This is a genomic window from Bradyrhizobium uaiense, assembly GCF_010811875.1.
GTDB lineage: Bacteria > Pseudomonadota > Alphaproteobacteria > Rhizobiales > Xanthobacteraceae > Bradyrhizobium > Bradyrhizobium uaiense.
In genome coordinates this window covers 1-10,975 of record NZ_VKHP01000284.1, presented here as the reverse complement: position 1 = coordinate 10,975, position 10,975 = coordinate 1, and the positions used below count along the sequence as shown (strand labels likewise).

Sequence of the window (10,975 nt, the reverse complement as noted above, 5' to 3'; positions counted from 1 at the left end):
CCCTCGCGCTGACCTTCTTCCCCCACGCACGATTTCGGAATAATGGAAAAATACTGCTGAGTTGCCCGACGTGTCAAGTCGCCGTGTCGGACAGTCGCCGTGTCGGGCGCCGGCAGTCGCCGGCTACTGTGCATGGGGTTGTTTTCGATATTTTGACCGTACGCCCCTGAGAGGGCATGGCCGGGACGATTCCGGCAATGCCCTCGTGTAGCTCTGCCGCAAGCGAAAAAGGGAAGATCAGCCGCGGCCGACGAACGGCATCTTGGTCGCCATGACCGTCATGAACAACACGTTGGCGTCGAGCGGCAGGCCGGCCATGTAGGCGACGGCATCGCCGACCGCCTTCGCGTCCATGCGCGGCTCGTGCTTGGTGGTGCCGTCCGGCTGCAGCACGCCCGGGCCGTTGACCATGCGGTCGGTCATCGGGGTTGCGGCATTGCCGATGTCGACCTGGCCGACCGCGATGTCATACATCCGGCCGTCGAGGTTGGAGGCCTTGGTGAGGCCGGTGATGGCGTGCTTGGTCGAGGTGTAGGCCGCCGAGAACGGCCGCGGTGCATGCGCCGAGATCGAGCCGTTGTTGATGATGCGGCCGCCGCGCGGGGTCTGGTCCTTCATGATGCGGAAGGCGTGCTGGGTGCACAGGAACGGCGCGGTGAGGTTGGTGTTGACGACGGCCTGCCACTGCTCGAGCGGCAGGTCCTCGAAATTCACCGGCGGCGCGCCCATGCCGGCATTGTTGAAGAGAACGTCGAGCCGGCCGTAGGTCGCCTTCACCTTGTCGAACAGCGCGGCGATCGCGGCCGGGTTGGCCATGTCGGCGGTGACGCACAGGCTCTTGCCGGCGGGGCCGAGCTTGGCGGTCTCCTCCAGCATCTCCAGGCGGCGCCCGACCAGCACCACGGTGTAACCCTTGTCCATCAGGGCGAGCGACGCGGCGCGGCCGACGCCGGTGCCGGCGCCCGTCACGAGTGCGATCTTGCTGGTTGCCTCAGTCATCTCCGAGTTTCCTCTTACTTGGTTTTTGCTTCGGTTTCGTTCTTGTAGGGTGGGCGTGGAATGTTCTGATGCGCCGCGCGCAGCGCCGCCGACCAGCGCGAGCGCAAGTCGTGGAAGTAGGGCTCGCCGGCCTCGATGCGGTGGTTGAGATCGGCCTCGCAGGCGTCGGTGCGCACCACCAGCACGTCGATCGGCAGGCCGACGCCGAGATTGGAGCGCATCGTCGAATCCATCGAGATCAGGCCCGTTTTGAGCGCCTCATAGAGCTCGACGTCGTAGTGCATGGCGCGATCGAGCACCGGCTTGCCGTATTTGTGCTCGCCGATCTGCAAATACGGTGTGTCGGTGGTGCATTCGATGAAATTGCCGGCGGTGTAGACCATGAACAGGCGCATCCGCGACCCCTTGATCTGGCCGCCGAACAGGAACGAGACGTCGAAGGAGATATCCTCGGAGCGCAGCGCGTCGCCCTCGGTGGCGTGCACCGAGCGGATGGCGCGACCGATCCGCTGTGCCGCCTGGAACATGGTCGGGGCGTTCATCAGCGTCTCGCGCTCGCCGGTGTCCGGATTTTCCATGCCCTCGGTCAGGGTCGACAGCACCGACTGGCTGATCGCGAGATTGCCGGCGCTGGCGATCGCCATGATGCGCTCGCCGGGTGTCGAGAAGATGTGCAGCTTGCGGAAGGTCGAGACGTTGTCGAGGCCGGCATTGGTGCGCGTATCGGCGATCATGACGAGGCCGTCTCGCACCAGAATTCCGCAGCAATAGGTCATTTCCAGTCCCCAACGATCCGTATTTCTCGGCGCAGAACGTGTAGCCAATTTCGAGGTCGCATCCAACCCCAATTCCCCGTGACGGGACATGCGGTGGCTGGTCAAAAAGGGCAGAGGCCGATCGCGGAGACGGCCTGTCGGCGTCTGTTCCAGCCGACGCCTGCTCGGAATTGCGAGGCGCCGGCGTTGCCCTGCGTTGCGCGCAGTCGGCAATGATACGCGCCCCTGTCATTGCGAGGCACCTGGCGTTGTGGTCGACTGGCCGCAATCGACAAGAACAAAAGAATTCCGGGAGGCGAGAATGTCATTCAAACGGGCCGCGTGCATCATGGCACTGGGTGTCGCGGCGATGGCCGCGAGCCCGGCATCGGCGCAGAAGAAGGGCGGCACGCTCCGGCTCTATCACAACGACAATCCGCCCTCGACCTCGCTGCTCGAGGAATCCACCATCGCTTCGGTGATGCCGTTCGCCGCCGTCTTCAACAATCTCGTGGTGTTCGATCCGGCCAAGGTGCACGAAAGCATCGACACCGTGATCCCCGATCTCGCCGAGAGCTGGTCGTGGGACCCGACCAACACAAAGCTCACCTTCAAGCTGCGCCACGGCGTGAATTGGCACGACGGCCAGCCGTTCACGGCCAGGGACGTGCAGTGCACCTGGCGGATGCTGATCGGCAAGAGCGAGACCCAAGACTCCAAAGCCCAAGACTCCAAAACCCAAGACTCCAAAACCCAGGACTCCAAAACCCAGGACTTCAAGCGCAATCCGCGCAAGGTTTGGTACTCGAAGCTCAGGGATGTCAGCGTCGATGGCGACGATGAAGCGACCTTCGAGCTGACCGAGCCGCAGCCCGGCCTGCTGGCGCTGCTCGCCAGCGCCTTTTCGGTGGTCTATCCCTGCCATGTGCCGCAGCAGGTCATGCGCACCAAGCCGGTCGGCACCGGACCGTTCAAATTCGTCGAATTCCGGCGCGGCGATTCAATCCGTCTCGTCCGTAACCCGGATTACTTCAAGAAAGATCGGCCGTATCTCGACGAGATCACGGTGCGGTCGATCGACAGCCGTGCCACGCGCATGCTGGCGTTCGCGACCGGCGACTACGACATCACCTTTCCGTCTGATGTCAGCATTCCCTTGATGAAGGATGTCAAGGCGCGGTCGCCGAGCGCGATCTGCGAGATGACGTCGACCAATCTGCAGATCAATCTGCTGGTCAACCGCGTCAATCCGCCGTTCGACAATCCCGATATCCGCAAGGCGATGTCGCTGGCACTCGATCGCAAGGCCTTCAACAGTATCCTGTTCGAGGGCACCGGGCGGCTCGGCGGCGCGATGCAGGCCAGGCCCGAAGGCGAGTGGGGCATGCCGCCCGAGATCCTGTCGACGTTGATGGGCTACGGTCCCGACACCGAGAAGAACCTCGCGGACGCGCAGGCGATCATGCAGAAGCTCGGTTACAGCGACGCCAAGCCGCTGTCGATCAAGATCCAGACCCGCAATCTGCCGACCTATCGCGACCCGGCCGTGATCCTCGCCGACCAGCTCAAGAAGATCTACATCGTCGCCGAGCTCGATATCCTGGATACGCCGCGCTGGTACTCGCGGCTGCAGCGCAAGGACTACACCATCGGCCTCAATGTCACAGGCGTCAGCGTCGACGATCCCGACGGCAATCTGGTCGAGAACTATTCCTGCAACTCGGAGCGCAACTACACCCAGTATTGCAATGCCGAGGTCGACAAATTGCTCGCGGCACAGTCGCGCGAGGTCGACAAGGACAAGCGCCGCAAGATCGTGTTCGACATCGAGCGCGTCCTGGCCGACGACGCCGCACGGCCTGTCATCCTGCACTCATCGGCCGGCAATTGCTGGCAGCCCTACGTGAAGAACTTCCATCCGCACGACAACAGCCAGTACAACAATCTGCGCTTCGAGGATGTTTGGCTGGACAAGTGACGCATCTGCCCCGCTGGCAATGGCATGCGCCGTCGTCCTCGTGCGTTTCACTCATTCACGCGACCAGGAGCCGCTGGCTGTTCCTGCGCACACGCGCGGTCCCCGGGGCTGATCGCCGGGTGCCAAGGTTGCGGCGGCACCCGCCGGTCAGACCGCGTAGGGATCCATTGGGATATCCGAAGCCGCTACGGGAGCTCGGATATCAGCTTGGTCCACTCGGCTTCGGGCCACGCCCGCGAGGTGCAGGTTCGAATGTTTCCCATTGAGCTGAGGGCAAGCGCGAGTTTTGTAATGCTGTCGCCGAGGGGCGCTTCGGCGAGGAGAAGAATGTCATGCTCGCCGGAGGTGAGATAGACCTCCTTGATTTCGACACCGAGCTTCTGGGCGAGTTCTCTCGCCGCTCGGCTGCGCTTGGGAGCTTCCTTGACGTTACGAATTCCCTGGTCGGTCCAGTCGATCCTCAATATGAATGTTGCCATGTCGTCCTCCAAGGGTTGTGCATTCCCTTGTCTGCCGCGTGCGCGGCAGGCGAACTTGCTTCACGTTGAAGTTGAAGGAGCGCCACATAAGGCAGGCGCTGCTTTCAGACTGAGATGCCTGCCGATGGCCTGACCGCTGCCCGTTCTGTCAAACGGCGACGTCGGCCCGTCCCGTCTCAAAGAACAGCTCACCGCAGATTACGCCATGTCCCTTGCTCGAGAAAGAGGGCTCCCCGCGTTGTGATCGGGAGCCCGGCGGCGGCGGCCCGATCGTTCCCGTGCTGCGCAACGTCGCGAAGGGCTGCAAAAACGTCACGGCTCTTGCCGTCGTCCTGCCGGTGCATCGACGAGGAACGCCTCGTCCACCGGCACGCCGAGCCCGGTGACCAGCCGGTTGGTCTCGGCGGCCATGCCGACGATCGCCAGCATTTCCTGATACTCGGCCTCGGTCATGCCTTTGGCGCGGGCGGCGGCGGTGTGCGAGTGGATGCAGTAGCTGCAGCCATGGGCCACGGAGACCGCAACATAGAGCATTTCCTTGACTTTCGGATCGAGCGCACCCGGCGCCATCACCTCCTTGATGCTCTCCCAGGTTCGCCGCAGGGTTTTCGGATCATGCGCGAGCGCGCGCCAGAAATTGTTGATGAAATCCGATTTTCGCGTCGCGCGGATGTCGTCGAAGACGGCGCGTGCCTCGGCGGAGAGCTCGTCGTCGGAGAGAAGCTTGACGGTTGCCATGATTGATCTCGCTGGGTCGGTGTGAGGCAGCACAATAGCACTCGCATCTTACCATCGTCATTCCGGGGCTCGCGAAGCGAGAACCCGGAATCCATTGCGCCACCGACTCTGTGGAGAAATGGATTCCGGGTTCGCGCCGAAGAGACGCGCCCCGGAATGACGATGGAGAGGAGTGGGGCCTACGACTGCGTCTGGCTCTGCCACTGCCCGGGTCGTCCGGCCTGATCGACCTTGACCGCGACTGTCAGTGTCTCGTTGCCGCCGCCATAGCGGGTGCCGCGGACCGGGGCGGCGCCAAGATAGTCGAGCCCGATCGCGACGCGGGCATGGGCGTCGGTGGTGCAGATGCCGTTGGCGGCGTCGAAGCCGATCCAGCCGAGGTCGGGCACGAAGGCCTCGGCCCAGGCGTGGCCGGCCTGCTGGTTGACCATGCCGTCGGAGCGCAGGAAGTGACCGGAGACGAACCGCGCCGGAACGCCGCCGGCGCGCGCGCAGGCGATCAGGATGTGGGCGTAGTCCTGGCAGACCCCGCGCTTCAGCGCGAATGCCTCGGAAGCCGAGGTGGCGCTGTTGGTCGGGTCTTCGTCGAAGGTCATGTGTTCGTAGATTTGCGCCATCAGCGCGTGCAGGAAGCCGAGCACGTCGCCGCCGGCCTCTGCGCGCAGCTCGCGGACGAAAGTCGTCATCGCCGGGTTGAGGTCGGTCAGGGACGTGGGGCGCAGGAACAGGCTCGGTGGAAACCGCTCGTCGCTGCCTTTCAGTACGCCGCCGGTGTCCTGGGTCTCGACCAAGCCCTCGCAATGGATGGTGAGGTCGCTGATGGCGCCATGTGTCAGCACATGGGTGACGTTGCCGAAGGCGTCCTCATGGGTATCGAGCCGGGAATCGGTCGAGACGTCGATCTGCCAGTCCGCGACATACTGGCCGTCATGGCTGCCCGGCGTCATCCGCAGAATCTGGATCACGCCCGAGGCCGCCGGCTCGTAGCGATAGGTGGTGGTATGGGCTATCCGCAGGCGCATGGTCGATCAACTGCAGTTGGGATCGTCGTGCCCGGACTTGTTCCGGGCATCCACGTCTTTCTTCCTAATCGCCCTTCAAAGCAAGACGTGGATGGCCGGGTCAAGCCCGGCCATCACGAGATTTTGCGTCAAAATCGGTCAGATCAGATACTGCTTGGTGATGATCTCGCCCAGCCGTGAGTTATCCGCGATGAATTCCTGGATGAATTCGTGCACGCCGTGCTGGAAGATGTCGTCCATATGGCTGTGCTCGAGCCGGTTCCTGATGCCGCGGGCGTGGCGCTGGGACGCGCCCTGGCGGCCATAGGCGACGCCGATCTGGTCCAGATTGCGCACCAGATTGCTGTAGCAGCTGGCAAGCGAGCGCGGCAGCGTGTCGTTGAGGATCAACAGGTCGGCGATCAGCCAGGGTTTTAAGGTTTCCCGATAGACCCAGTGATAGGCGGTCGTTGCCGACACCGAGCGCAGGATCGAGGTCCACTGGTAGTAATCCAGCGGCCCGCCGACGTGCTCTTCCTCGGGCAGCAGCATGTGATACTTCACGTCGAGAATGCGGGCGGTGTTGTCGGCGCGCTCGAGATGCACGCCCAGTCGCGAGAACCAGTAGGCGTCATTGCGCAGCATGGTCCGGTAGGCCGAACCATCGAAGCGCAACGAGGTCTCCTGCACGAAGCGCAGGAATTTCGCCAGCTCCTCGCGGTTGGCGGGACCCTTGTTCCAGACCGCCTGCAGCTCGATCCAGGCCGAGTTGATGGTGTCCCACATCTCCGACGTCAGCGCTGTTCGTACCGAGCGCGAATTGAGCCGCGCCGCCTCGATGCAGTTCTTGATCGAGGCGGGGTTTTCGTCCGAGAAGGAGAGGTATTCGATGACGTTTCGCTCGTTCGCCTCTTCGTAGTGGTCGTAGAAGGCGGCGCCGACGCCGGCGGTGAGCAGCGCGGAATCCCACTCATTGGTCTTGCCCACATAGGCCGCGGGCAATGCGGTGACGCGTAACGTGGCGTCGATCGTGCGGGCCAGATATTCGGCGCGTTCGACATAACGGGCCAGCCAGAACAGGTTTTCAGCGGTGCGCGACAGCATGCTTTCAACTACTCGCTCAGTATCCAGGTGTCCTTGGTGCCGCCGCCCTGGCTCGAATTGACCACGAGCGAGCCTTCCTTCAGCGCGACGCGGGTCAGCCCGCCCGGCACGATGGTGGTGTGGCTGGAGCCGGTCAGCACGAACGGGCGGAGATCGACATGGCGCGGCGCCAGGCCCTTGTCGGTGCAGGTCGGGCAGGTCGACAGCGCCAGCGTCGGCTGCGCAATGAAACCTTCCGGCTCGCGCTTGAGCTTGTCGCGGAACGCCTCGATGGTCGCCTTGGTGGCGGCGGGACCGATCAGCATGCCGTAGCCGCCCGAGCCGTGCACCTCCTTGACGACGAGGTCGGCGAGGTTGTCGAGCACGTAGGACAGATCCTGCGGTTCGCGGCAGCGCCAGGTCTGCACGTTCTTCAGGATCGGCTCTTCGCTGAGATAGAACTTCACGATGTCGGGCATGTAGGAATAGATCGCCTTGTCGTCGGCGATGCCGGTGCCGACCGCATTGGCGAGCGTGATGTTGCCGGCCGCATAGGCCGACATCAGCCCGGGGACGCCGAGCGCGGAATCCGGACGGAAGGTGAGGGGATCGAGGAAATCGTCGTCGACGCGGCGATAGATCACGTCGACCCGCTTCAGCCCCTCGGTGGTGCGCATGAACACCTCGTCGTTCTTGACGATGAGGTCGCGCCCCTCGACCAGCTCGATGCCGAGCTTGTCGGCCAGGAAGGAGTGCTCGTAATAGGCCGAGTTGTAGACGCCGGGCGTCATCAGCGCGACCGTCGGTTCAGCCGAGGCGCTGTGCGGCGCGACCGAGCGCAGCGCCGACAGCAACTCGTCCGGATAGCGCTCCACGGGCGCGACGCGGTGCCGCGCGAACAGGTCCGGAAACAGCCGCATCATGATCTCGCGGTTTTCCAGCATGTAGGAGACACCGGACGGCGTGCGCGCATTGTCCTCCAGCACGATGAAGTTGTCGGGGTCGGTGCGGATGATGTCGATGCCGGCGATGTGGACGTAGATGTCGTGCGGCACGTCCTGGCCGTTCATCTCCGGCCGGAACACCGGGTTCTGGAAGATCAGGTCTTCGGGGATGATGTTGGCGCGCAGGATGTCGCGGCCATGATAGATGTCCTTGAGGAACATGTTGAGCGCGAGCACGCGCTGCTTCAGGCCCTTCTCCAGCAGCGTCCACTCGGTCGCCGACATGATGCGCGGGATGACGTCGAAGGGGATCAGCCGTTCCTGGGCCTCGGAATCGCCGTAGACCGCGAAGGTGATGCCGATCCGGCGGAACAGCAGCTCCGCTTCCTGGCGTCGATATTCGAGCGCATCCGGTGGCGTCTCTTTCAGCCAGCGGGAGAGCTCCTGGTAGGCCGGGCGAAGATCCTCGCCGAGGCCGTTCATCTCATCGAACGCGACTGCCATATATCCCGACTGCCCTCCCAAGCCATGTGACACAGTGCATGACTTGATGGGATGGTAGCAAGGGGCGGGCCAGCGCGATATGCATTGGCTTCTGGCATTTGCTAAGGGGTATCCGGAAGGCTGCCCGAAAAACCGGCTGAGGTCTGCTTAATTCGGCGGCAAAACCCCGTGACATCAAGGCATTGGATCGGCAATGTCAGGGGATCAAGTTAGGGAATGAGACCATGAGCGAGATCGTCACGGCGGGGATATTGGTGATCGGCGACGAGATCCTGTCCGGCCGGACCAAGGACAAGAATATCGGCTTCATCGCCGAATACCTGACCAATATCGGCATCGACCTGAAGGAAGTCCGCGTCGTCGCCGACGACGAGGCCGATATCGTGTCGGCCCTTGATGCGCTGCGGCATAGATACAATTACGTGTTCACCACCGGCGGCATCGGGCCGACCCATGACGACATCACCGCCGACAGCGTGGCGAAGGCGTTCGGGGTCGATATCCACCACCATCCGGATGTGGTGGCGCGGTTCAGGGAGCGCTGGAGCGAGCAGGACCTCAACGAGGCGCGGCTGCGGATGGCCCGGGTGCCCGACGGCGCCGAACTGATCCAGAGCGCGACCATCCTGGCGCCCGGCTTCAAGCTCGGCAATGTGATCGTGATGGCCGGCATCCCCACCATCATGCAGGCGATGATGGACATCGTGGCGCCGACCCTGAAATCCGGCGTGCGGATGCTGTCGGACTCGGTCCGCGCCGACGCGCGGGAAGGCGATATCGGCGGCCCGTTAAGGGCGATCGCCGATGCCAATCCCGACACCATCATCGGCAGCTATCCGTTCCAGGACGAGAACCAGAAGCCGAACACCAATCTGGTGGTGCGCTCGCGCGATCCGGAAAAGCTCGCCGCGGCGATGGCCGCGGTGAAGGAGATGTTGAAGCAGGTACAGGCCGCGCAGAAGAAGCCGGCAGGTTGAGGCGACATGGTCGAACGAAATTCTGAACCGAGTGTGCAGGACCGGGCCGGCAGGCCGTTCCCGGTCTCGTGGGATCAATTCCACCGGGACTGCCGGGCGCTGACCTGGCGGCTCAACGAGGTCGGCCCGTTCCACGCGGTGATTGCGATCACCCGCGGCGGGCTGGTGCCGGCGGCGATCGTGGCCCGCGAGCTCGGCCTGCGGGTGATCGACACCGTCTGCATCGCCAGCTACGACCACGACAAGCAGGGCGACCTGAAGGTGCTCAAGGGCATTTCGGAGCAGACCGCTAAGCTCGGTGGCGGCACCGGCAAGGGGCTGTTGATCGTCGACGACCTCGTCGACACCGGCAAGACCGGCAAGCTGGTGCGCGAGATGCTGCCCGACGCGCATTTCGCCACGGTCTATGCCAAGCCGAAGGGCCGGCCGCTGGTCGACACCTACATCACCGAGGTGTCGCAGGACACCTGGATCTTCTTCCCCTGGGATACCGCGCTGTCGTTCCAGCCGCCGATCCGCGACGGCGCGGCTTAAAGAGTCACCTCGCCCCGCGCTTGTCCGCCGAAGCCTTGGCGAAGGCGGATGCGGGGAGAGGTCGATCGCGAAGCGATCGGGTGAGGGGACTCACCGCGGGTTCATCTCTCACTATGTTTTCGCGGAAGCAGCCCCTCACCCCGACCCTCTCCCCGCAAGAGCGGGGCGAGGGGGAAGCACAAGCATGCCCCTGCAAAATCGCATCGCTCCGACCGGAGAGATCGTCGCCACCGAGCATCGCGGCACCTTCACCGGCAATCGCGGCATTATCCACGATCCCGCGACGCGGACGCTCCTCAATAAGCGCTGGTCGTCGCCGGCATGGCTCACCTGCGTCTGCGAGTTCAGGGGACGGCGGCGCGAGGTGATGAGCCGGCGGAGCTGGACCGAGCTGTTCTTCCTCGATGAAGCAACGGCCTTCGCGGCCGGACACCGGCCCTGCTTCTACTGCCGCCGTGACGACGCCAACCGGTTTCGCGCTGCATGGGAGACGGGCAACGGTGTCAGCGATCTCAGCGCCAAGGCAATGGATGCGGTGCTGCATGTCGAACGGCTCGACCGCGGCAGGAAGCGGCTGCATGAGCTACCGATGTCGCTCGCCGAGCTACCCGACGGCACGATGGTGCAGCTGAACGGCGAAAGTTACCTCGCCGCCGCTGGCAAGACCTTGCGCTGGTCGTTCGCTGGTTACGAGCGGGCCGACGTGACCGCTCCCGCGATGCTGCTGACGCCGCCGTCGACCGTCCGTGCATTTCAGTCCGGCTATCGGCCGGTACTGCATCAGAGCGCGGCGGCTGCTTTGGGCTGAGCCGCCGGCGCTGCGCTTACGCCAGCCGCTGCCGCGCCAGCTTGGCGCCAGCGCCGAGCGCGATCAGCTTGGATTCGGCGATATCCCGCCGCATCGCCGCCCTGCCGCAATTGGTGGTCGCGCTGATGTTGCCCTTCGGCACGTGCTTCGCCACCGCACCGATCACCGTGCCGAA

Annotated in this window: 11 protein-coding genes and 1 pseudogene; 4 read left to right on the top strand and 8 right to left on the bottom strand. The window is 63.9% G+C overall.

Features of this window, described 5'->3' with window-relative positions; all coding sequences use genetic code 11:
• Positions 1 to 237: 237 nt before the first annotated feature.
• Both FNJ47_RS40315 and FNJ47_RS40310 read right to left on the bottom strand, forming a co-directional pair.
• Complete coding sequence (locus FNJ47_RS40315; protein ID WP_163161617.1) at positions 238 to 999, bottom strand: SDR family oxidoreductase; 762 nt, start codon at positions 997 to 999, stop codon at positions 238 to 240.
• Between the two features lie 14 nt (positions 1,000 to 1,013).
• Positions 1,014 to 1,775, bottom strand: a complete 762-nt coding sequence (locus tag FNJ47_RS40310; protein WP_163161615.1) for a proteasome-type protease — start codon at positions 1,773 to 1,775, stop codon at positions 1,014 to 1,016.
• A 301-nt stretch (positions 1,776 to 2,076) separates the two neighbouring features.
• On the opposite strand from FNJ47_RS40310, the gene FNJ47_RS40305 reads away from it, so the two are divergent.
• Positions 2,077 to 3,732, top strand: a complete 1,656-nt coding sequence (locus FNJ47_RS40305) for an ABC transporter substrate-binding protein (protein WP_163161613.1) — start codon at positions 2,077 to 2,079, stop codon at positions 3,730 to 3,732.
• A gap of 185 nt (positions 3,733 to 3,917) precedes the next feature.
• Here the strand turns inward: FNJ47_RS40305 and FNJ47_RS40300 are convergent, their stop codons facing one another.
• From FNJ47_RS40300 to FNJ47_RS40280, 5 genes are all read right to left on the bottom strand, one after another.
• Positions 3,918 to 4,211 carry a GYD domain-containing protein gene (locus tag FNJ47_RS40300; protein WP_229182166.1) on the bottom strand — a complete coding sequence of 98 codons (294 nt, stop codon included), beginning with the start codon at positions 4,209 to 4,211 and terminating at the stop codon, positions 3,918 to 3,920.
• A gap of 312 nt (positions 4,212 to 4,523) precedes the next feature.
• Positions 4,524 to 4,949: a carboxymuconolactone decarboxylase family protein gene (locus FNJ47_RS40295; protein WP_163161609.1), complete on the bottom strand. Its 426-nt coding sequence runs from the start codon at positions 4,947 to 4,949 to the stop codon at positions 4,524 to 4,526.
• A gap of 179 nt (positions 4,950 to 5,128) precedes the next feature.
• The gene (locus FNJ47_RS40290; RefSeq protein WP_163161607.1) at positions 5,129 to 5,971 is read right to left on the bottom strand and encodes a transglutaminase family protein; all 843 of its coding nucleotides are present in this window, start codon (positions 5,969 to 5,971) and stop codon (positions 5,129 to 5,131) included.
• Between the two features lie 138 nt (positions 5,972 to 6,109).
• Positions 6,110 to 7,054 (bottom strand): alpha-E domain-containing protein, encoded by a 945-nt coding sequence (locus FNJ47_RS40285; protein ID WP_163161606.1) that lies wholly within the window; start codon positions 7,052 to 7,054, stop codon positions 6,110 to 6,112.
• An 8-nt stretch (positions 7,055 to 7,062) separates the two neighbouring features.
• A complete protein-coding gene (locus FNJ47_RS40280; RefSeq protein WP_163161604.1) occupies positions 7,063 to 8,481 on the bottom strand; it encodes a circularly permuted type 2 ATP-grasp protein in 1,419 nt (472 codons plus the stop codon).
• A gap of 224 nt (positions 8,482 to 8,705) precedes the next feature.
• On the opposite strand from FNJ47_RS40280, the gene FNJ47_RS40275 reads away from it, so the two are divergent.
• The 3 genes from FNJ47_RS40275 (at position 8,706) to FNJ47_RS40265 (ending at position 10,800) form a co-directional block, all read left to right on the top strand.
• Entirely contained in the window at positions 8,706 to 9,458 is a 753-nt protein-coding gene (locus FNJ47_RS40275; RefSeq protein WP_163161602.1) for a competence/damage-inducible protein A, read from the top strand.
• Between the two features lie 6 nt (positions 9,459 to 9,464).
• Positions 9,465 to 9,992, top strand: a complete 528-nt coding sequence (gene gpt, locus FNJ47_RS40270; protein ID WP_163161600.1) for a xanthine phosphoribosyltransferase — start codon at positions 9,465 to 9,467, stop codon at positions 9,990 to 9,992.
• Positions 9,993 to 10,176: 184 nt separating this feature from the next.
• Positions 10,177 to 10,800, top strand: coding sequence for a hypothetical protein (locus FNJ47_RS40265; protein ID WP_163161598.1), 624 nt, complete (start codon positions 10,177 to 10,179; stop codon positions 10,798 to 10,800).
• A gap of 16 nt (positions 10,801 to 10,816) precedes the next feature.
• On the opposite strand, the pseudogene FNJ47_RS51855 reads toward FNJ47_RS40265, so the two are convergent.
• Positions 10,817 to 10,975 (bottom strand): annotated as a pseudogene (locus tag FNJ47_RS51855) (methionine synthase); the annotation flags it as partial.